The organism is Micromonospora sp. NPDC049102, assembly GCF_043197485.1.
GTDB lineage: Bacteria > Actinomycetota > Actinomycetes > Mycobacteriales > Micromonosporaceae > Micromonospora.
In genome coordinates this window covers 290,003-311,379 of the sequence record NZ_JBICTE010000002.1, presented here as the reverse complement: position 1 = coordinate 311,379, position 21,377 = coordinate 290,003, and the positions used below count along the sequence as shown (strand labels likewise).

The 21,377-nt window shown below is 70.1% G+C and carries 13 protein-coding genes and 2 pseudogenes; 3 read left to right on the top strand and 12 right to left on the bottom strand.

Annotated features, from left to right (window positions below; all coding sequences use genetic code 11):
• Positions 1–64: 64 nt before the first annotated feature.
• Positions 65–919, bottom strand: a complete 855-nt coding sequence (locus ACGFH9_RS04045) for a DUF2231 domain-containing protein (RefSeq protein ID WP_393214936.1) — start codon at positions 917–919, stop codon at positions 65–67.
• 186 nt (positions 920–1,105) lie between these two features.
• Here ACGFH9_RS04045 and ACGFH9_RS04040 point away from each other — a divergent pair, with 186 nt between their 5' ends.
• Entirely contained in the window at positions 1,106–1,906 is an 801-nt protein-coding gene (locus ACGFH9_RS04040; protein ID WP_393214933.1) for a crotonase/enoyl-CoA hydratase family protein, read from the top strand.
• Between the two features lies 1 nt (position 1,907).
• Here the strand turns inward: ACGFH9_RS04040 and ACGFH9_RS04035 are convergent, their stop codons facing one another.
• From ACGFH9_RS04035 to ACGFH9_RS03995, 9 genes and pseudogenes are all read right to left on the bottom strand, one after another.
• Positions 1,908–5,609: a discoidin domain-containing protein gene (locus tag ACGFH9_RS04035; RefSeq protein ID WP_393214930.1), complete on the bottom strand. Its 3,702-nt coding sequence runs from the start codon at positions 5,607–5,609 to the stop codon at positions 1,908–1,910.
• A 134-nt stretch (positions 5,610–5,743) separates the two neighbouring features.
• Complete coding sequence (locus ACGFH9_RS04030) at positions 5,744–8,647, bottom strand: discoidin domain-containing protein (protein ID WP_393214927.1); 2,904 nt, start codon at positions 8,645–8,647, stop codon at positions 5,744–5,746.
• A gap of 146 nt (positions 8,648–8,793) precedes the next feature.
• Entirely contained in the window at positions 8,794–10,452 is a 1,659-nt protein-coding gene (locus ACGFH9_RS04025) for a glycoside hydrolase family 13 protein (protein WP_393214924.1), read from the bottom strand.
• Positions 10,453–10,550: 98 nt separating this feature from the next.
• The gene (locus ACGFH9_RS04020) at positions 10,551–11,438 is read right to left on the bottom strand and encodes a carbohydrate ABC transporter permease (RefSeq protein ID WP_393214921.1); all 888 of its coding nucleotides are present in this window, start codon (positions 11,436–11,438) and stop codon (positions 10,551–10,553) included.
• An 11-nt stretch (positions 11,439–11,449) separates the two neighbouring features.
• Positions 11,450–12,406, bottom strand: coding sequence for a carbohydrate ABC transporter permease (locus ACGFH9_RS04015; RefSeq protein ID WP_393214918.1), 957 nt, complete (start codon positions 12,404–12,406; stop codon positions 11,450–11,452).
• Positions 12,407–12,488: 82 nt separating this feature from the next.
• Positions 12,489–13,868 carry an ABC transporter substrate-binding protein gene (locus ACGFH9_RS04010; RefSeq protein ID WP_393214915.1) on the bottom strand — a complete coding sequence of 460 codons (1,380 nt, stop codon included), beginning with the start codon at positions 13,866–13,868 and terminating at the stop codon, positions 12,489–12,491.
• Positions 13,869–14,162: 294 nt separating this feature from the next.
• Positions 14,163–15,167 (bottom strand): LacI family DNA-binding transcriptional regulator, encoded by a 1,005-nt coding sequence (locus ACGFH9_RS04005; RefSeq protein ID WP_393214912.1) that lies wholly within the window; start codon positions 15,165–15,167, stop codon positions 14,163–14,165.
• 94 nt (positions 15,168–15,261) lie between these two features.
• Positions 15,262–15,639, bottom strand: a pseudogene (locus ACGFH9_RS04000) (NAD(P)/FAD-dependent oxidoreductase); the annotation flags it as partial.
• A gap of 113 nt (positions 15,640–15,752) precedes the next feature.
• Positions 15,753–16,737: pseudogene (locus ACGFH9_RS03995) on the bottom strand (dihydrolipoyl dehydrogenase family protein); the annotation flags it as partial.
• Positions 16,738–16,827: 90 nt separating this feature from the next.
• Between ACGFH9_RS03995 and ACGFH9_RS03990 the strand changes: the two are divergent.
• Positions 16,828–17,904 (top strand): serine hydrolase domain-containing protein, encoded by a 1,077-nt coding sequence (locus ACGFH9_RS03990; RefSeq protein ID WP_393214909.1) that lies wholly within the window; start codon positions 16,828–16,830, stop codon positions 17,902–17,904.
• Here ACGFH9_RS03990 and ACGFH9_RS03985 read toward each other — a convergent pair whose 3' ends face one another.
• Positions 17,905–19,230, bottom strand: a complete 1,326-nt coding sequence (locus tag ACGFH9_RS03985) for a cryptochrome/photolyase family protein (protein ID WP_393214906.1) — start codon at positions 19,228–19,230, stop codon at positions 17,905–17,907. It lies immediately after the preceding gene.
• A complete protein-coding gene (locus ACGFH9_RS03980) occupies positions 19,227–20,150 on the bottom strand; it encodes a phytoene/squalene synthase family protein (RefSeq protein WP_393214903.1) in 924 nt (307 codons plus the stop codon). Before ACGFH9_RS03980 ends, ACGFH9_RS03985 begins: the two co-directional genes overlap by 4 nt.
• Before the next feature lie 64 nt (positions 20,151–20,214).
• Between ACGFH9_RS03980 and ACGFH9_RS03975 the strand changes: the two genes are divergently transcribed.
• Entirely contained in the window at positions 20,215–21,357 is a 1,143-nt protein-coding gene (locus ACGFH9_RS03975) for a polyprenyl synthetase family protein (RefSeq protein WP_393214900.1), read from the top strand.
• The last annotated feature ends 20 nt before the right edge of the window (positions 21,358–21,377 follow it).

Sequence of the window (21,377 nt, the reverse complement as noted above, 5' to 3'; positions counted from 1 at the left end):
GCCGGACGGCGTCCGGTGGAGGTCACCCCAGCCGACGGCGTCCGGTCGCGCTCGGCGGAGCGAGTCAGGGCAGGCGGGTCTGCAGGACGCCATCCTGGACGCGGGTGGGCAGGATCTGCTGGTCGTTGCCGGAGGGCCCCTGCATGACCTCACCGCCGTTGAGCCGGAAGGCGCTGCCGTGCCAGGGACAGACCACGCAGGCGTGACCGTCGATCTCCTGGACCTCGCCCTCGCCCAACGGGCCGCTCTGGTGCGGGCAGCGCTCCAGCATCACGGTGACCTCGTCACCGTGGCGGTAGAGGATCACCGAGATGTCGTCGTCCACCTCGCGGGTGATCAGCGTGCGCTGCGGCAGGCTGGCCATGTCGACCAGCGAGTGCCACCCGTCGCTCATCCGGTGCAGCTCGGACACGCTCTGGTTGACCTGGGCGCCCTGCTTGTACGCCAGGTGTCCACCGATGTACGCGCCGAGGCTGACGGCGGAGAGGCCGAGGAACCCGAGCGCCTTACCGACACCGCTCCGTCCGGAGAGCCGCGCCGCCAGCGATCCGGCGTAGAGCCCGACACCGACGGTGTTCGCGGCGGCGTGCACGAGGCCGACCCGGCGCTGGTCCCGGGAGAGCGCCGCCCAGTCGTTCAACCCGGCGACCGCCGCCGGCAGCGCGCTGACCGTCCCCAGGCCGAGCAGCACGGTGGCCGGCCGGCGCTGCCCCGGCATCAGGTCCAGCACGGCGGCGCTGATCCACGCCCCGACCGGCACCTGCACCATGGCCGGGTGCAGCGGGTGCCCCAGCGTCACGCCGTGCAGCAGGTCCCGCAGCCGGCGCGGTCGCAGCGTCGCCAGGACCACCTTCTGCAACCGGTCACCGGCGCGGTCCAGTCGGGAGTCCTGTTCCACCTTCGTCAATAGCTCTCGCACAGGTACCGACTTCCCGGCGATCGCCATCACAAACCGACCACCGGCGACAAACCTGCCGCGTCCCCCTTTACCGCCGATCTTGCCCTTTCTGTCGCCAGGAAATGGGGCAGAAACCGCGAAACGGCAAACGAAACTGCAAGATCGACGAGGATTGTGGGGTGCGGGCCCGGCGGGCATGCTGGCGGGATGGCTGTGCGGGTGGAACGGGTCGGGGCCGTCAGCACTGTGATCGTGGATCGTCCTGGGGCTCGGAACGCTGTGGACGGGGCCACCGCTCGGGCGCTGGCGGACGCCTTCCGCGCCTTCGACGCGGACCCGGACGCGGCGGTGGCTGTGCTCTGGGGTGCCGGTGGCACCTTCTGCTCCGGTGCCGACCTCAAGGCGATCGGCACGCCGCGCGGCAACCGCGTCGAGCCGGAGGGGGACGGCCCGATGGGTCCGACCCGGATGGTGCTGAGCAAGCCGGTGACCGCGGCGATCTCCGGGTACGCGGTGGCCGGTGGCCTGGAGTTGGCCCTCTGGTGTGACCTGCGGGTCGCCGAACCCGACGCCACGCTCGGGGTGTTCTGCCGTCGCTGGGGAGTACCGCTCATCGACGGCGGGACGGTCCGGCTGCCCCGGTTGATCGGGGAGAGCCGCGCGATGGACCTGATCCTCACCGGGCGGGCGGTACCGGCCGACGAGGCGTACGCCATGGGGTTGGTCAACCGGGTGGTGCCGCCGGGCCAGGCGCGGGCGGCGGCCGAGGAACTGGCGGCGGCGATCGCCCGGCACCCGCAGACCTGCCTGCGTAACGACCGGGCCTCCGTGCTGGTCGGCGCGGGGCGGCCAGCGGCGGAGGCGCTCGCGACCGAGTTCGCGTACGGCATGGGTTCGCTGGCCACCGACGCTGCGGCCGGCGCGGCCCGGTTCGCCGCGGGCGCGGGCCGGCACGGCACGACGCCGCCGGGAGGGTGGGACCCCCCGACGGCGTCGGCTACCGGGTGACTCAGTTGCGGTTGATGGTGAAGGTCGTGGTCGGGTTCTGGATGTCCACGGCGTTGTTGCTCAGCCGCAGGTTGGTGAAGGTCACCGACCCGACGGCAGGACCCTGCCCGGATTCCGGCATGGGGTTGGCCCAGATACCGAAGCCGGACTTGGCGTCGTAGGCGTCACCGCTCTTGCGGGCGCCGCTGATGGAGATGTTGGTGAAGACCGTGTCGGTGATCGGGTTCTGCGGCTGCCCACCGACGTAGTTGGTCTGGAACATGATGCCGCTGTAGGTCGGGTCGACGATGTCCACGTCGCTGACGCGGATGCCCTGGAACACCTTCGAGGCGGAGAACACCCAGATCGCCGGGAAGGTCTGTCCGCCCCAGAAGTGTCCACCGGCCCGCACGATCGAGATGTTCTCGAAGCGGGTCGGCGGGCTCGCGCCGAAGCCGTTCATCGGGTAGCCGAAGTCGAGCGAGCTGATGGTGATACCGGAGTAGACGAGCGTGTCCGCGATGTAGATGTTGCGGAACGTGTTGCCGTAGCCGCCGTAGACGGCCACACCGGCGGCCCGCCAGGTCAGGGTCGACGTCAGGTTCTCGTAGATGTTGTCCCTCATGTCGGCGCCGCCCGCATCGATCGCCGAGAACAGCGCGAAGCTGTCGTCACCGGTGGCCCGGGCGTCGTTGTTGCTGACCAGGTTGTTGGTGCTGCCGTTGGTCATGTTGACGCCGTCGGCGAACAGGTTGCGGATCCGCGAGTTCCTGATCGTCATGTAGTCGGTGTTGGCGCCCCAGTACAGGCAGACGTGGTGCTCGGCCCAGATGTTGTCGATCACGATGTTCGACACGTTGGAGAAGTCGAACACCTTGCCCGGACCGTCGATCCGCGAGGTGTAGTTGCCGAAGTACGCGAAGTTCTTGAACGACGAGCCGGCCGCCGAGTTCTCGGCCCGGAAGCCGATGTCGGTGTTCTCCTGGCCGGACGGCGCGTTGAACCGGGTGTACCAGGGGCCGGCACCGGTCACCTGGACCGCCTTGCCGTACACCTGGAACTTCGACGAGGTGGAGTAGTTGCCGGCCGGCAGGTAGACACCGATCAGGTTGCCGGTGGTGTCCATCCGGACCCGGTCCAGGGCGTTCTGCACGTCCTGGTGGGTGAAGCCGGTCGGAGTGGCGTAGCGCGCCGAGTCCGGGTTGGCGATCGGCGAGACCTGCTCGGTGTTGATGAAGTCGATCGCGTACGTGGTCGTGTTGGCCGCGTCCTTCTGCAGGCGGATCTTGCTGCCGGCGGGCACGGTCGAGTTGAGCATGACGTTGGCTTCGTCGTAGATGTGCCGCGGTCCGCCCGCGCTCGGCGAGTTGCCCGGGCTGGTCTCGTTGCCGTACAGCCAGGCGTAGCGGGACGTCAGGTCGATGGCCTTGTGGAACGTGCCGTTGACGTAGACGTTCAGCGTCGAGTTGATGCCCCCGCCGCCGGCCGCGTCCGGGATGGAGAAGCGGGTGACGAGCGTGTTGGTGCTGGCCCGGGTGGTGAACTCGACGTAGGCACCGGTCGAGTTCAGGGTCACCGCACGCCGACCGGACGCCTCACCGGCCAGGTCGCCGACGGTCCGGTTCGGGCCCACGACTGCCGCGCCGCCGCCGACCGCGCCGTCCTCGGCCTCGTACATGTCGTACGGCATGTTGGCGCCACGCCCGACGAAGAGCGGCTGGTCGGAGGTGTTGTTGGTCTGCTTGACCGGCAGTTCGTTGGCGTCGGCGGCGAGCACGACCCGAACGGTGTACTTGCCGTTCGCGGCCGTCCAGGTGCCCAGGTTGACCGGGCCGACCGTCGCCCCGGCGTTGATGACACCGGAGTACGAGCCGGTCAGGGTACGGACCACCGTGCCGGACTCGTTGAGGACGGTGAGCGTGATGCCGTGGGACCCGGACGCGGACGCGACGCTGCCGGCGTTGCGGATCGACACGGAGAACGTGACGGTGTTGCCGGCCGACGGGTTCCCCGGCGACCAGGCGACCGAGGAGGCGACCAGGTCACTCGTGGCGACCGGGCTCACGACCAGCGGGCTGGGGTTGGAGTAGCTGTTGTTGGTGTCGTCCTGCTCGACGACGGTGTTCGACTCGTCGACCTTCGCGCTGAGCGGGTAGCTGCCCGCGTCGCGGGTGCCGATGCTGGCGCTGACCGTGGTCGACGCACCGGCCGCGAGGGCACCGACGGACGCGGTGCCGACCCGGGTGGAGCCCAGGTAGAAGTTGACGTTGGTCGCGGCGGAGGCCGCCGAGCCCGCGTTCCGCACGGTCGCCGAGAGCGTGATGGTGCTGGTCTCGACGGGCGCGGACGGGCTGACCGACATGCCGGTCACGGTGAGGTCCGGGTTCGGCGCGGGGGTGCCGAAGACCTGGAACTCGGCCACCTGACCGGCCGGTGCGCCGGTGTTCGAGGCGATCGAGAGGCGTACGTCGGCCGCTGCCCCGCTGACCGGGATGGTCACCGTGTTGCCGCTGCCCGGGTTGAAGGTGTAGTTCGTCGCGCCGACCAGGGTGGTGAAGCTCGACGAACTCTGGTCCCGGCCGAGCACTGTGATGTTCTGGGTACGCGTGCCCCACGCCGAGTCCGGGTTCAGCTTCAACACGACCGAGCTGAGGCTGGCGTTCGCGCCGAGCTGCACGGTCAGCGTGCTCGGGTTGCCGTTGCCCTCCCAGTAGGTGGCCACGTTGTTGTCGTTGGCGTTGGTCGCCACGAACGTGTGCACGTATCCGGAGGCGGTGATCGGCTTGCCGACCGCCAGGTTGCTCCCGGTGGGCGGGTTGCCGGTGCCGGTGCGGGTGACCGTGTTGCTGTTCGACGACTGGTTGCCGGCCGCGTCCTTGGCCCGCACGTAGTACGAGACCGTGGCGCTGTCCGCCTGGCTGTCGGTGTACGTCAACGTCGAGCCGCCGACGCTGCCGCGCAGCGCGCCGTTGGCGTAGACGTCGTAGCCGGTGACCCCGACGTTGTCGCTCGACGCCGACCAGGTGAGGCGGATCTGCCCGCTGGCCGGCTGCGTGTAGGCCAGGTTGCCGGGAGCGCTGGGAGCCTGGGTGTCGGTGCTGCCGCTGGAGCCGTACACCTCGACCTCGGAGAGCTGCGCCGCCGGCCAGCCGGTGTTGCCGGTGACCTGCACCCGTACGTAGCGGGTGCTGGCGGCGGTGAAGCTGACGGTCACGGTGTTGCCGCTGCTCGGGTTGAAGGTGTAGTCGGCCGACGACTTCAGGGTGCTGAAGGACGAGCCGTTGGTGGAGCCGAGAACCGAGAGCGTCTGCGTACGCGTCTGCCAGTCCGACGACGGCGGCAGCTTGAGCACCACCCGGTCCACACCGATCGTGGCACCCAGGTCGGCCTGGATCCACTGGGGGAACGCGTTGTTGGCGCTCTCCCAGTAGGTCGAGGCGTTGCCGTCGTTGGCGTTGCTCGCCACGTAGTTCTGGTTGTAGCTGCTGGCGGTCATGGTCGCCGAGAGTCCGGCGAGCAGGGCCGCGCGGGCGGAGCCCGCCGGGGCGGAGGCGGGCGTCGCTGCCGGTGCCGCGGTCGCGGGGGTGACGGCGGGAACGGCGGCGAGGAGCAGTCCGGCGAGCGCGCCGGCGAGCAGTCGCTGGCGACGTCCTCGACCGGTCGGGTGGGCGGAACCGGGCGAGCCGGTTCGCGGGGTGCCTCGGGTAGGGCCGTTTCTGGACATCGGTGGCTACACCTCTTTCGGGGGTGGTGTGGGGTGCGTTGCCCGGTGACGGGTGCAGGGGTACGCCCGTCGTGCCGCGACAGGTGGGGGACGGTGCGGTGGTCCCCGCCCTGGTAGGGGCGGGGACCACCGGCCTAGCTGGAGTAGACCTCGAACTCGCTGAGCTGACCGGCGGGCCAGCCGGTGTTGCCGGTGACGGTCAGGCGCAGATATCGCTGGCTGGTGGCCGTGAAGGTCACGGTGACCGTGTTGCCGCTGGACGGGTTGAAGGTGTAGCCGGTCGACGACTTCAACGTGCCGTACGACGAGCCGTCGGTGGAGCCCAGCACCGCAAGCGTCTGCGTGCGGGTCTGCCAGGCCGACGACGGTGGCAGCTTCAGCACGACCCGGGACACCGTTCGGGCGGCGCCCAGGTCGACGGTCAACGACTGCGGGAACGCGTTGTTGGCGCTCTCCCAGTAGGTGTTGGCGTTGCCGTCCACCGCGTTGGACCCGGCGTACACGTCGGAGTGGCTGGTCTCGGTGATCGACCGTCCGGCCGCGAGGTTGCCGCTGGGGGCAGGCGTGGTCGGGGGCGGGGTGGTGGTCGGCGGCGCGGTGGTGGGCGGTGCCGTGGTCGGCGTGCCGCCGTACACCTCGACCTCACTGAGCTGGGCGGCCGGCCAGCCGGTGTTGCCGGTCACGGTGACCCGGATGTAGCGACGGTTACCGGAGGGCAGCCCGATCGACACGGTGTTGCCCGAGCCGGGTGCGAAGACCCGACCGGCCGACGACGCCAGGGTGCCGTACGACGAGCCGTCGGTCGAGCCGAGCACCGACAGCGTCTCGGTGCGCTGCTCCCAGCCGGCGGGCAGCTTGAGCACCACCCGGTCCACCGAGCGGACCGCGCCCAGATCGATCGTGACCGACTGCGGGAAGGCGTTGTTGGCGCTCTCCCAGTAGGTGGAGGCGTTGCCGTCCACCACGTTGCCGGCGGTGTAGCTCTGGTTGGTGCTGGTCGCGGTCGCCGACCGGTTGAGCGCCAGGTTCCCACCGGAGGGCGGAGGGGTCGTCGGAGGAGCGGTGGTCGGGGGCGCGGTGGTGGGCGGCGCGGTGGTCGGGCCGGTGGTCGGGCCGGTGGTCGGCGGGGTGCTCGGTCCACCACCCCACTGCGGTTCCGGCCACGGGCCGCAGTACGGGGTCGGGGTGTACCAGCCCGAGTTGCCCGAGCCCTGGGTGATCTGGAAGCCGCCACCCACGCAGTTGTGCATCGGGTTGCTCTGCGCGATGTTGGTGGCCCGCACGTTGGTGAACGACACCTGGCTGGGCGCCTGCACCTGGAGCGCGTACGTGCCGGCGCCGTCGATGCGTACGTTGGTGAGGTTGATCCCGCTGGTCTGGCCCTCGATCCAGTGCAGCGCCGCGTACGAGCTGTCCAGGATGTCGGTGTCGGTGATGTTGATGGTGGCCTGCTGGAACGCCTCGTTGAGGGCGGAGAACCAGATCGCCCCGACGCCGAAGTTCCAGTTGTAGTCCGAGTTGCCGTTACGGATCAGGGTGTTCCGGGCGATCGTCCAGGTGCCTCGGACCGCGGTGTCACCCTGCACGCCCGGGTAGCGGTTGGCGACGTGGATGCCCCCGCCGTTGGTCAACGAGTCGGCCGTGACGTTATCGGTGATCTTGATGTCCCGGCCGCCGTAGCTGACCAGGTGGTTCGCCAGCAGCGTCACGCCGATGGTGTTGTGCGTGAACGAGTTGTTGACGTTCGGCACGCTCTGCGCCCACATGGCGAGGGCGTCGTCACCGGTGTTGCGGACGAACGTGTTGGTCACCGTCGAGTTGGTGACGCCGGTGTGGAAGTTCACCCCGTCGGCGGTCTGGTCGAGGATGCGGCTGTTGCGGATGGTGAAGTTGTCCATCGGGCCGTCCATCCACGCGCCGACCTTGGTGTTCTCCAACCAGAGGTTGTCGACCACCGAGTTGGTCATCGCCCCGCCGAGCGCGTTGACCTGGTCGTCGTCCATCCGCTCGCGGATGTCGCCGATGATGGCGAAGTCCCGCAGGGTGACGTTGCGGCTCGGCCCGTTCGCCTCGTGCGACCGGATCTCACCGGTGTAACCGCCGCCGGGGACGTACTTGCCGTAGATGCCCGCCGCCCGCTTCCGGTCGGTGGGGTGCCGGCCGCCGAGCACCGAGTACCAGGGGCCCGCGCCGCGCAGGGTCACCCCGTCGACCACCACGTGGTCCCAGAGGGTGAACGTGCCGGTCGGAATCCACACCGCCCGGCCCTGGGCCTTTCCGGCGTCGACCGCCGCCTGGAACTTCGCGGTCGAGTCGGTCGCACCGGTCGGGTCCGCGCCGAAGTCGGTGACCACGTCGATGACACCGGAGGGCTTGGCGGTCGGCGCGACCAGCTCGAAGTCGGCCAGGTCGATCGTGAAGGTGGGCGACTGGGCCGTCGAGGACACCTGCAACCGGATCTTCGTGCCGGCCGGCTGGGTGCTGCCGAACAACGCCCGGGTCTCGTCGTAGAAGTGGTGCGGGTTCGTGTCACCCGGGTTGTTGTTGAACGGATATCCGCCGTAGTACCAGCCGTACTTCGACGTGACCGGGACCGACTTCAGCAGGTTGCCATTGGCCCGCAGGTCGATGGCGGCGTCCCGGCCGGTGCCGGCCGAGTTGTCCGGCAGGCTGTACCGGAAGGTGACCGCGTTGGCCGGGGCGGTGAGGGTGAACTCGACGTACTCACCGACGGCGTCGAGGGTGACCGCCTCCCGGCCGGACGCCTCCGACGGAAGCGTGCCGTAGCGCCGGTCCGGGCCGATCTTCGTGCCGTTGTGGGCCGCCCTCTCCGCCTCCTGTTCGAGGAACGGGACGGTGGCGCCACGGCCGGAGATGTCGAACGGGGACAACCCGGCCGCCGAGGCCGGGGTGGCACCGCCGGTGACCGCGAGGGCGGTCAGCGAGGTGGCGGCGAGCAGGGTGGCGGCGATGGCGGCCAACCCTGTCCGGGCCGGGTGGCGAAGATGGTGCGGGGTGCCGGTGGTGTGGTTGGCCATGAGCGGCGCTCTCCCTTTCGTCAGGCAGGCCAGATCCCCCGTGTCGGTGCGGTGTGGCGGTCCCTCGTACTCCTTTCGTGAGCGCGGTGCGTGGGTGGTGTGGTGCCGGCGGTCGGGACGGGACCGCCGGCACCACGTCGATCGGGTCAGGTCAGGGCGGCGTCCGCGCGCGGTCCGTCCACCTCTTCGGGGGTACGCAGCCAGACGGCGGTGTCCGACGGCAGCAGCCCGTCGTCGAGTGGGCCGCTGGCCAGCAGCAACTCGCCCTCGGCGGGCAACGGCACCGCTGCGTCGGTGAGGTTGACCAGGCAGCGGAAGCCACCGCCGCGGCTGAACGCCAGCACGCCGTCCGGGGCGGGCAGCCAGGTCAGCTCGCCGTCGCCGAGCGCTGCCTCGGCCCGCCGGATGTGGATCGCGTCCCGGTACAGCTCCAGCATCGAGGCCGCGTCGCCGGTCTGCGCCAGCGCCGTCCGGTCCTTCCAGTCGGCGGGCTGGGGCAGCCAGGGCGCTGCCGAGCCGTCGGGACTGAACCCGAACGGCGGCTCGTCACCGGCCCAGGGCAGCGGCACCCGGCAGCCGTCGCGACCGGGGTCGACGCGGCCGGAGCGTTCCCACATCGGGTCCTGCCGCAGCGCGTACGGGATGTCCTCGACCTCCCAGAGGCCCAGCTCCTCGCCCTGGTAGACGTAGGCGGCGCCGGGCAGCGACAGCGACAGCAGCGCGGCGGCCCGCGCCCGGCGGGTGCCCAGCTCCAGGTCGGTCGGTATCCCCTCGCGCTTGGCGGCGAAGCTGAACGTGGTGTCCGCCCGGCCGTAGCGGGTCACGTGCCGGGTCACGTCGTGGTTGGAGAGCACCCAGGTGGCCGGCGCACCGACCGGCGCGTGCGCGCTCAGCGTGCCGTCGATGCTCTCCCGCAGCGCCGAGGCGTCCCAGGCGCAGCCGAGGAAGTCGAAGTTGAACGCCGCGTGCAGCTCGTCGGGGCGCAGGTAGTTGGCGAACCGTTGCCGGTCCGGCAGCCACACCTCACCGATCAGCGCGCGATCGGCGTAGGAGTCGGCGACGCGACGCCAGCCCCGGTAGATGTCGTGTACCCCGTCGAGGTCGTGGAACGGGTGCGGTCGGTCGGGCTCGACCTCCGGCAGCGTCCCGTCCTTCACCAGCAGACCGGCGGAGTCGATCCGGATGCCGTCCACGCCCCGGTCGAACCAGAACCGCAGGATGTCCTCGAATTCGGCCCGCACCCGGGGGTGGTCCCAGTTGAAATCCGGCTGCTGGGGTGCGAAGAGGTGCAGGTACCAGTCGCCGGGCGTGCCGTCCGGGTTGGTGGTGCGGGTCCAGGTCTCGCCACCGAACTCGCCGACCCAGTCGGTGGGTCGCTGGTCGCCGTTCGGGCCCCGCCCCGGACGGAACCAGAACAGGTCCCGCTCGGGTGCTCCCGGGCCGCCGGCCAGCGCGGCCTGGAACCACGGGTGCGCGTCGGAGCAGTGGTTGGGCACCACGTCGACGATCGTGCGGATACCCAGGTCGTGCGCCTCGGCGATCAACGCCTCGACCTCGGCGAGCGTGCCGAAGACCGGATCGATGTCGCGGTAGTCGGACACGTCGTACCCGGCGTCGGCCATGGGCGACGGATACCAGGGACTGAACCAGATCGCGTCGATGCCAAGCGCGGACAGGTGGTTCAGGCGGGACCGGATACCTGCGATGTCACCGATGCCGTCACCGTTACCGTCGGCGAAACTGCGTGGGTACACCTGGTAGATAACCGCTCCACGCCACCACGGACTGCTGTCTGCTGTGGACACGAGCACCTGCTTTCTGCGTCAGTACGTCGCCGGGTACGCCGGTGGCGATTGCGTGTCGGACGAACGGCCGTTGTTCGCTCCGCTGTCTGCGGGGATGGCTACCCCTTGATGCTTCCGGCGGTCAGGCCAGACATGATGTTCCGCTGGAAGATCAGAAAGACGATAAGGGTCGGGATGGCGGCGATGACCGACGCGGCGATCACGACGTTCATGGGCGTACCGCCCGCGAAGGAGTAGATGCCGACACTGACCGTCCGGGTCTCCGGTGAGGGCATGACCAGCTTCGGCCAGAGGAAGTCCTTCCAGACCGCCGTCATGGCCAGAATCGCGACGACTCCGAGGATCGGGCGCGACATCGGCAGGATGATCGACCAGAGCGTACGCAGCGACGTCGCGCCGTCCACCAGAGCCGCCGCCATCAACTCCTCGGGGATCGAGTCGAAGAATCGCTTCAGCAGAAAGATGTTGAACGCGTTTGCCACCAGTGGCAGCCAGATGGCGAACGGCGAGTCGAGCAGATTGATGTGCAGGATCGGAAGGTCGATCACTGTCACGTACTGGGGGACGATGAGCACCATGGCCGGGATCATCAGTGTGGCGAGCATCAGCCCGAGGATCACGTTGCCGAAGATCGGTCGCAGTTTCGACAACGAGTACGCGGCGGCCGCGTCGAGGACGAGCTGGAACAGCACCGCGCCGATCGCGTAGTAGAACGTGTTGAACAGCAGCTTGGCGAGTTCGAGATTGTTCCAGGCGTCGATGTAGTTCTGCGGCTTCGGGTCCTTCGGAAACAGCGTGGGCGGGGTCTGCGCGATCTCCTGGCCGGACTTGAGCGCGCCGGTGACCATCCAGTAGAGCGGTCCGAGGAAGACGAGCGTGAACGCCGTCACGACGACGACCAGCAGCGTCCAGTAGATGATCCGCCCGCGCCCCCGGCTGATCTGGGCATGGGAGATGAGGGTCCGGGTCCCGGAATCCTGTGCCATTGGGCGCCGTCCTAGTCCTGTTTCGCAGTCAGCCGCACGTACACGGCGGAGAAGCCGGCCAGCACCACGAGCATGAGCACGCCCAGTGCGGCAGCTCCGTTGAGGTCGTTCTGGAAGAACCCGTGCTGGTAGATGAGGTAGGCCACGGTGGTCGCGGAATCCTCCGCGCCCGCACCGTTGGCGAGGATCAGTGGCTCGATGAAGAGCTGCATGGTGGCGACGATCTGGATCATCGCCAGGAGGGCGAGGATGAGCCGGGTCTGCGGGATCGTCACGTGGCGGATGCGCTTGAAGATCCCGGCGCCGTCGAGTTCGGCAGCCTCGTACAGCTCGCCGGGGATGTTCTGTAGCGACGCCAGGTAGATCAGGACCGCGCCACCCATGTTCATCCAGGTGGACGCGATCACCATGGCCGGCATCGTCATCTCCGGCGACTGCATCCACTGTGAGGTCGGCAGGTGCAGCGCCTTGAGGATCGCGTTGAACAGCCCCGCCTCGCTGGGGTCGTACGCGTAGAACTTGAAGAGGTAGAGGGCCGAGGCCGGCGGCAGCATCACCGGCAGGTAGACCAGGATCCGCAGGTAGCCCTTGGCGTGCCGGAACTCGTTGAGCAGGATCGCCACGAAGAACGGCACCGCGTACCCGAGCACGAGCGCGAGCAGCGTGAAGTAGAACGTGTTCTTCCACGCGGGCCAGAAGCTGGGGTCGGCGATGAGACGGGAGTAGTTGTCCCAGCCCACCCAGGTCGTCTCGCCGCGCCTGGTCCGCTGGAAGCTCATGACGACGCCGCGGACCATCGGATACCAGGAGAAGACCACGAAGCAGAGCACGGCGCCGATCAGGAAGGCGTGCCCGGTCAGATTGTCCCGTACCTTACGGCCGAGGCTCGTACGCTTCGGCGGTGCCGTGTACGACGGCATCGGGCGACCCGGCTTCCCGGGGGCCTGGGGGGCGGCGGTGATCGCCACGACACACTCCTGCGCAGGTCGGTGAGGCGGACGGTGCGGCGCGGGGTGTGGGGGCCGGTGCGACGGCCCCCACACCTGCGGATCAGCTCTCCGCGGCCAGGAGCTGGTTGACCTTCTCTTCGGCCGTCTTGAGCAGCGCGTCGATGTTCGCGTTCGGGTTCGTCAGCACCCCGGACATCGCGGCGTCGAGCACCGCGTAGACCGCCTGGGCGTTACGCGGCTCGCCCTTGATCGGCACCGGGGTCGCCTCGAAGAGCGCGAAGTTGGTGGTGTCGACGTTGGCGTTGGCCTTGCGCAGTTCGAGTTCCTGCTTCTGGACCTCACTGCCGTTGGCGAACAGCAGCGGCTGCGGCAGACCCACCGGGTAGTTCTGCGGCTTGGCCCGCACGTAGTCGAACTGGCCCTTGCCCGGGGTCAGCTTCTGGTAGGCGATCCACTTCAGACCGGCCTTGACCTGCTCGGGAGAGAGGCCCTTCTTGAAGAAGTAACCCTCGCCGCCGCCGAGCGTGCCCTTCGCCGGACCGTCCTGGCCGGGCAGCGGGCTCATCGCCCAGTCCTGGAACTTGCCCTGGAACTGGCTGACGATCGCCTGGGTGGCGTCCGGTGCGCCGATGAACATGCCGACCTTGCCCGCGCCGGCGTTGGTGAGCAGGTCACCCCACTGGAGCAGCTGGCGGGAGCCCATGCTGTTGTCGCCGTACCGCATGTCCTTGATGTTCTGCAGGACCTGCTTGCCCATCGGGTTGTTGAAGTCGGCCTTCTTGCCGTCGGCCGTGAGCACCTGACCGCCCTGCGAGTAGAGCAGCGAGGTGAAGTGCCAGCCGCCGGTGTTGCCGGCGCTGTACTCCGAGTAGCCGGCGATGCCGTTGCCGAGGCCGGAGATCTTCTTGGCGGCGGTCCGGACCTCGCCCCAGGTCTTGGGCGGGCTGTTGACGTCCAGCCCGGCCTTCTGGAACAGGACCTTGTTGTAGACGAGGCCCATCGAGTAGTTCTTCACCGGTACGGCGTAGAGCTTGCCGCCGTCGGTGAAGACCTCCTTGAGCGCCGGGTCGACGCTGTCCCAGGTGGAGATCGTGTCCTTGTTGACGTACTGGGAGATGTCCATCGCCTGACCGGAGTCGAGCACCTGCTGCAGATCCGTCATGTAGCCGTAGAACACGTCGGTCACGGTGCCGCCGGCCAGACGGGCGGTGAAGTCCGGCGGGTTGTTGCACTGCTCGCCGACGCTCACGCTCTTGATGGTGATGTCCGGGTTCTGCCTCTGGAACTCGGCGACATCGTCGTTCCAGTTCTTCAGCAGCTCTTTCTGGGCGCCGACCGGCTGGCAGTCCACGGTGATGGTGACCTTGCCGCCGGCGGACGTGTCCTTGTCGTCACTCTTCGTGGAGCATGCCGTGAGGCTGAGCCCCAGGCCGGCCACGAGCGCCAGCGTCGCAGCCCTTCGGTATTGCGATACGGACATCTGTCCATCCCTTCGGGAACGGGGTGCCTCCAGGAGATGCGCTGATCTGCGGTGATGCGACCTGACGCCCTGTAGCTGCGCCGGAGCCAGGTGTGAGTGGAGTCACTGTAACGAGGACGACTCATTTCAGCAAGGTGTCGACCGTGTTCTGAAAAGACACGACAGCCTGACGGCAGGGGACGACAAAACTAGGGATTGGGTGCGGTATGTCCGGACTTGAGTACCAAAAAGGCCGCCGACCGCGAGAGCGGTCGACGGCCTCGAAGGCGGTCGATCAGTACGTCGGGAGCACGGTCAGCGGCCGGGCGCGGGCCCAGTGGAGCCGCGGACCACCAGTTCGGGCTCGAACAGCAGCTCGTCCTGGAGGACGCCGGCACCCTCGATCTGGGTCACCAGCAGGTCCACCGCAGCCTGTCCCATCGTCTCGATCGGCTGCCGAACGGTGGTCAGCGGCGGATCGGTGCAGGTCATGAACGCGGAGTCGTCGAAGCCCACCACCGAGATGTCCGTCGGCACCGCGCGACCCAGGCGCCGGGCGGCCCGGATCGTGCCCAGGGCCAGGACATCGCTGGCGCAGATGATGCCGGTGACGCCACGCTCGACCAGTTTGGTCGCGGCGACCCGCGCGCCCTCCATCGAGAAACTGGACCGCTCGACGCACTCCCGCTCGGCGTCACCCCAGTCCGCGGCCTGGACCATCGCGTCCAGCTTGCGGCGGGACGGCACGTGCCCCTCCGGGCCGAGCACCATCCCGATCCGCTCGTGGCCGAGGGAGCGCAGGTGTCCGTACGCCTGCTCCACCGCCACCGCGTCGTCGGTCGACACCCGGGGAAAGCCCAACTCGTCCACACCGGCGTTGACCAGCACCACCGGAAGGCCCCGATCGGTCAGCCGCCGGTAGTGGTCGTGCCGGGCGTCGGCAAGCGCGTACGAGCCGCCGGCGAAGATCACGCCGGACACCTGGTGGTCGAGGAGCATCTCCACGTAGTCCATCTCGGACACGCCGCCGATGGTGCGGGCGCAGAGCGCCGGCGTGTAGCCGCGCTGGGCGAGGGTCCCGGTGACCACCTCGGCGAGTGCCGGGAAGATCGGGTTCTGCAACTCGGGCAGCACCAGCCCGACCAGCCGTGCACGCTCCCCGCGCAGCTTGGTCGGCCGCTCGTAGCCGAGCACGTCCAGCGCGGTCAGCACGGCTGTGCGGGTCGCCTCGGAGACGCCGTCCCGACCGTTGAGCACCCGGCTGACGGTGGCCTCGCTGACGCCCGCCTTCTTGGCAACTTCAGTCAACCGCTTGGTCACGGCCGCAATCGTACGTCACGCGATTGAAAGAAATGAACCGCGATTGAGGCAAGATTTGCGGCCCGACGGTCGCTTCCTGCTCGGCGCCCGACAGTCAGGACAGGTCGCGCAGCGCGTCCTCGATGGCACGGTGGAACGTGGGGTACGCGTAGATCATGTGCCGCAGTTGGCTCAGCGGCACCGCCGCGTGCACTGCCACCACCAACGCGGACAGCACCTCACCACCGGCCGGGCCGACCGACGTCGCGCCGATCAGCACGCCCTGGTCGGCGTCCGCGACGAGCTTGATGAAGCCCTCGTCACCCACCCGGTGGATCCAGCCCCGGGTCGAGCTGCCCAGCTTGGTGAACCCGACCTGCACGTTGATGCCGCGATCACGGGCCTGCCGCTCGGTCAACCCCACGGCACCCACCTCGGGATCGGTGAAGGTCACCCGGGGCAACGCGCGGTAGTCGGCGCGCGGGACGGTACCGGCCGACCCGCTCGATCCGCTGGCGGCCAGCGAACTCGAGGAGCCCATCGCGCCGCCGACGACGCTGGCGGTCCCGCTGGCGTCCGGCCCGGCCGTCGCCTGCCGGTAGTGGGCGAGCACGTCGGAGACCACGATGGCCGCCTGGTACATGGCGATGTGGGTGAACGCTCCCTCGCCGGTCAGGTCGCCCACTGCCCAGATGCCGCTGGTGACGTGCATCCGGTCGTCGACCGGCAGGTAACGCTGGGTGGCGTCCACACCGACGGTGTCCAGCCCCAACTCCTCCAGGTGCGCCCGACGGCCGGTCACCACGAGCAGTCGCTCGGCGGCGAACTCGGACCCACCGCCGCCGTGCAGCGTGAAACGGTCGCCGTCGTGCTCGACCCGCTCGGCGCGTACACCGGTGTGGATCTCGACGCCGTCGGCGCGGAGCGCCGTGGCGGCCACCTCGGACGCCTCCGGCTCCTCCACGGCCAGCACCCGGTCCAACGCCTCCACCACCGTGACGCGGACGCCGAAGCGCGCGAAGACCTGGGCCAGTTCCAGTCCGATCGCGCCACCGCCGAGCACCAGCAGCGACTCCGGCAGCTCCTCGACCTCGATCGCCTGGTGGTTGGTCCAGTACGGCGTGTCGGCCAAACCGTCGATCGGCGGCACCGACGGCCGGGTGCCGGTGCCCAGGACGACGCCGTGCCGGGCCTGGAACACCTGGTCACCGACTCGGACACGCCCCGGACCGTCGAGCCGGCCACTGCCGCGGACGAACCGGCCGCCCTTGCCGGTGAAGCGGTCGACCGCGACCTCGTCGTCCCAACTGTCGGTGGCTTCCTCGCGGATGCGCTTCGCCACCGGCGCCCAGTCCGGCCGCACCTGCGCGGTGCCCGCGAGTCCGTCGACCCGGCGCGCCTCGGCCAGCGCGTTCGCGGCCCTGATCATCATCTTGCTCGGGATGCAGCCCCAGTACGGGCACTCGCCGCCGACGAGGTCCCGTTCGACGCCGACGACGCTCAGGCCGGCCTCGGCGAGCCGTTCGGCCACCTCCTCGCCACCGACCCCGAGCCCCACCACGACAACATCCACCAGCTCCGGCTCTGCCACCCCGACAGCATCCCCCAGCGGTCCCGCCCCGACCACGGGGGCCCGGAAAAGTCGGCGGGGTCACGGCGCCGCAGCACCTACGGTGAGCGGATGCACGCACGCTTCGCGCCCGTCCGGGACTGCTTCCACGACCTGCTTGCCTCCGGCCGGGAGACCGGTGCCAGCCTCACAATCTGGTACGACGGCCAGCAGGTGCTCGACCTGGTCGGCGGATTCCGCAGCGGCGACGGCCCGTCCGGTCAGCCGTGGCGACCGGACACCCTGGTCAACGTCTACTCGGTCGGCAAGCCGGTGGCCGCGCTGTGCCTGCTGCTGCTCGTCGACCGGGGGCGCGTCGACCTGGACTCGTCCGTCGCGGAGTACTGGCCGGAGTTCCGCACCCCGGCCACCGTGCGACAGGTCCTGTCGCACACCGCCGGGCTGCCGGCCTTCCCCGTGCCCCGGCCGGCCACCGCGATCGCGGACTGGGTGCTGCTCGTCGGCGACCTGGCCGCCGCCGACCCCGAATGGCCGCCGGGAACGCTGGCCGCCGAGCACGCCTGGACGTACGGCCACCTGGTGGGCGAGCTGGTCCGCCGGGTGGACGGCCGGAGCGTGGGCCGCTTCCTGGCCGACGAGATCGCCGGCCCGTGGCAGCTCGACCTCGGGTTCGGGCTGGCCGAGGCGGACCAGCGGCGCTGCGCGGACCTGCGCTACGGCGACCCGCAGTGGCCGATCCGCAAGCTCGGCGAGCCGGAATCGCTACGCGCGAGGGCGCTGGGCAACCCGGCCGGCGGGCTGGACCTCGCCGTGCTGAACAGCCCCCTGTGGCGGGGCGCCCAGATGCCGGCGGTCAACCTGCACGCCACGTCCGTCGGCCTGGGCCGGCTCTACGCGGGTCTGCTGGCCGGCGGCGTCCTGGACGGCGTACGGCTGTTCAGCCCCGGCCTTCTCGACGAGGCGACCCGGGTCCAGTACGACGGCCCGGACATGCTGCTCGACCGCCGGGTCCGGTGGACGCTGGGCATGCAGTGGGAGCCCGACCTCAGTTGGGGCATGGGCGGGCTCGGCGGCAGCAGCGCGTGGGCCGACCCGGCGCGCGACTACACGTTGGCGTACGTCACCGCACAGCTCGCCGAGCACGACCGGGTCGACGAGCTGGCCGAGGCACTGCACTCCTGCCTCTGATCAGCGCAACCAGACCGGATCGGTGCCGGGCACGGTGAGCGGCGGCGGATAGTCCAGCGTGCGGCGAAGATCGTCGGGCAGCTTCCACGGCTGGTGGATGGCCTTGCCCGACACCTGCGCCAGCTCCGGCACCCACCGTCGTACGTAGTCACCGGCCGGGTCGTACCGCTCGGCCTGCCGGACCGGGTTGAACCCCCGGTACGGCTTGGTGTCGTTGCCGGTGCCGGCGACCCACTGCCAGTTGCCCGAGTTGTTGGCCACGTCCCCGTCGAGGAGCCAGCGGAAGAAGACCTGCACGCCGGGCCGCCAGTCCTGCCTCAGGTGTTTGGTCAGGTAGCCGGCGGTGATCAGCCGAGCCCGGTTGTGCTGCCAACCCTGTGCCCGCATCTGCCGCATCCCGGCGTCCACGATCGGCATGCCCGTGCGGCCCTCGGCCCAGGCGGCGAGGGCGTCGTCGTCGTAGCGCCACTCTTCGGTGGCGCCCGTGCGGTAGGCGGCCGTGGAGATCTGCGGGAAGGCTGCGGTGACCTGGTAGTAGAAGTCGCGCCAGCAGATCTGCCGCACGAACGGCCCGGACCGGTCACCGGCGCGGTTGGCGACCGACAGCGGCGACACGCAGCCGAAGCGCAGGTACGGGCTGAGTCGGGAGGTGTCGTCGCCGGCCATGTCGTCGTGCTGGTCGTCGTACCGGCCAAGCTCGGGCAGCCAGTCGGTGAGCCGCTGCCGGGCGACACGTTCGCCGCCGACGGCCGCGTCCGGTGACTCCCCCGCCGGCGGGGCCGGCAACCGACCCACGCTCACCCCGTCGGGCAGCGCGACCCGGCGGGGCGCGGCCAACTCCTCGCGCCACTGCGCGGCGGCCCACGCGCGGTGGTACGGGCTGAACACCCGGTAGTGGTCACCTCCACCGCCGGGCCGCAGGGCGCCCGGCTCGACGACCGTCAGCCCCGGAAAGAGCCGCAGGTGCAGCCGGTGCCGCTCGCACTCGGCACGCAACCGACTCTCCCGCCGGTGGGCGTAGTGGCTGACGTCGGCGGAGAGCGCCACGGCGGTGGCACCGACCTTGCCGGCCAGCCGGATCGTCTCCGCCACCGGGTCGCCGCGCCGCACCACCAGGTCGCCGCCGCGCTCGCGCAGCGCGTCACGTAGGTCGGCGAGGGCCTGGTGCAGGAACCGGGTGCGATTGGCCGACAACCCGGCCAGGGTCGGATCGAGCACGTACAGCGGCACCACCCGGTCGAAGGCCGCGCAGGTGGTGGCCAGCGCCGGGTGGTCGTGCACCCGCAGGTCGCGGGTGAGAAGCACGACCGCGGTGCCCCCGGTCACCGGGCCGCCGGCTGGACCGTCGGGCCCGGGATGGTGACCGGGGTACCCGTCGACGTCAGCAGAGCGCGGGCGGCAACCGCCATCCGTCGCCGCTGCGGTACCAGGGCTCGACGGGCGAAGACGTCGTAGTCCTGGGCGGCCACCTCGTCGAGGATGCCGCCGTAGAGCGCGTACGCGGTGCGCATGCACGCCTGCGAGGCGGGAGCGAGCATGGTGATGCCCGGCGCGGCGGCGGCGTAGTGCGCCTGGGCGCGGGTCACCTCGTACTCGATCAGCTCGCGCGTGCGGGGCGTGCCGCGCCCCCGGTCGCGGGCCTCGAGCAGCTCCTCGCGGGTGACGCCGAACTTCGCCAGGTCCTCGTCGGGGAGGTAGGTGCGGCCCCGGTCGAGGTCCTCGGCGACGTCCCGGATGAAGTTGGTGAGCTGGAAGGCGAAGCCGAGCTGCCGGGCCGGTTCACGGGCCGCGGCCGGGTCGGTGCTGCCCAGGATCGGCAGCATCATCGTCCCGATGACCGCCGCCGAGCCCTCCATGTAGTCGAGCAGGTGGTCGTACGTCGGGTACGAGGTGACCGTCAGGTCCATCGCCATGCTCTTGAGAAACGACGCGAAGTCGTCCCGGTCGAGATCGAAGATGGCGATCGTGTGCAGCACGGCCGGCAGCAACTCGTCCTCGACCGGCGCGCCGTGCAGGCCGGCGACGAACCTGCTGGCCCAGTCGTCGAGCAGGGCGGCCCGCTCGGCCGGCGGCAGGTCCTCGGTGCTGTCGACGATCTCGTCGGCGTAGCGCGTGAATCCGTAGAGAGCGTGCACATGTCGTCGTTTCCACGCGGGAAGCAGCCGGGTGGCGAGATAGTAAGTGCGGCCATGGCGTTTGTGCAGCTCACGGCACCGGTCATAGGCAGCGGTGAGATCGGTTTCCACCGGCCCTCCTCAAATATCGACGCACCAATCGACGCAACTCGTACCCTAGGGTACGCTCGCCCACATGGCCAACGACGCAGTTGCGGGCAACGCGGTACGTGTGGCACCGGCGGGCCCGGGCGAGCGGGACGATCCGGTCCGCGCCGTCCTGGCCGCGTACACCCAAGACCTGGTCACGGCGGTCGACGAGACCCTCTCCACATTCCTCACCGCCGAGGTCGACGCGCTCAGCGAGATCGACGCAGCCATGGGCGGATTCGCGTCCGCCGCACGCGCGGCAGCGCTCTCCGGCGGCAAGCGGATCCGGTCCACGTTCGCCTACTGGGGCTGGCGCGGCGCGGTCGACGGCAACGAGCCGCTCCCACCGGTACTGCCCGCGCTGGCCGCCCTCGAACTGCTGCACACCTTCGCGCTGGTCCACGACGACGTGATGGACGCCTCCACCACCCGTCGTGGCCGGCCCACCGCACACGTCGCGCTCGCCGCCCAGCACGTCGCCGCCGGCCACCGGGGCGACCCCGACCGGTTCGGCGAGGCAGCCGCCGTCCTGATCGGCGACCTCTGCATGGTCTGGGCCGACAAGCTGCTCGCCCGCGCCACCATCACCCCGGCCCGGCTGTTCGAGGTCCGTCGCTGCTACGACCAGATGCGGGTCGAGACGGTCGCCGGTCAGTACCTCGACGTACTCGGCGAGAACGACCCCGACAGCTGGTCGGTCGACCGGGCACTGCGCGTGGCCCGCTACAAGACCGCCAGCTACACCGTGCAGCGCCCGCTGCTCTTCGGCGCCTGCCTGGCCGGGGTCACGGCCGACGTCGCGCTGGTCACCGCGTACACCCGCTACGGCCTGGCCGTCGGCGAGGCGTTCCAGCTCCGCGACGACCTGCTCGGCGTCTACGGCGACCCCGCGGCGACCGGCAAGCCGGCCGGCGACGACCTCCGCACCGGCAAGCCGACCACGCTGCTCATGCTCGCCCGGCAGCTGGCCACGCCCGGCCAGCTCCGCGCCTTGGAGCAGACGGACGGCGAGCCGGCCGAACGGCTCGCCGACCTGGTCGCCGAGACCGGTGCGGTGGCCCGGGTGGAGCGGATGATCGCCCAGCGGGTGGGCGACGCCCTGGCCGCGCTCGACAGCGCGCCCGTGGACCACACGGCGCGTACCGCGCTGACCGGACTGGCCACCGCTGCCACGAGCCGGCGGGCCTGATGACCGAAAATCTCGAGGAG

Excerpts from the sequence above, each read along its gene's own strand:
- ACGFH9_RS04020 (WP_393214921.1), bottom strand. The coding sequence starts at position 11,438 with ATGGCACAGGATTCCGGGACCCGGACCCTCATCTCCCATGCCCAGATC.
- ACGFH9_RS03975 (WP_393214900.1), top strand. The coding sequence starts at position 20,215 with ATGGCCAACGACGCAGTTGCGGGCAACGCGGTACGTGTGGCACCGGCG.
- ACGFH9_RS04040 (WP_393214933.1), top strand. The coding sequence starts at position 1,106 with ATGGCTGTGCGGGTGGAACGGGTCGGGGCCGTCAGCACTGTGATCGTG.
- ACGFH9_RS04035 (WP_393214930.1), bottom strand. The coding sequence starts at position 5,609 with ATGTCCAGAAACGGCCCTACCCGAGGCACCCCGCGAACCGGCTCGCCC.
- ACGFH9_RS04010 (WP_393214915.1), bottom strand. The coding sequence starts at position 13,868 with ATGTCCGTATCGCAATACCGAAGGGCTGCGACGCTGGCGCTCGTGGCC.
- ACGFH9_RS04030 (WP_393214927.1), bottom strand. The coding sequence starts at position 8,647 with ATGGCCAACCACACCACCGGCACCCCGCACCATCTTCGCCACCCGGCC.
- ACGFH9_RS03990 (WP_393214909.1), top strand. The coding sequence starts at position 16,828 with ATGCACGCACGCTTCGCGCCCGTCCGGGACTGCTTCCACGACCTGCTT.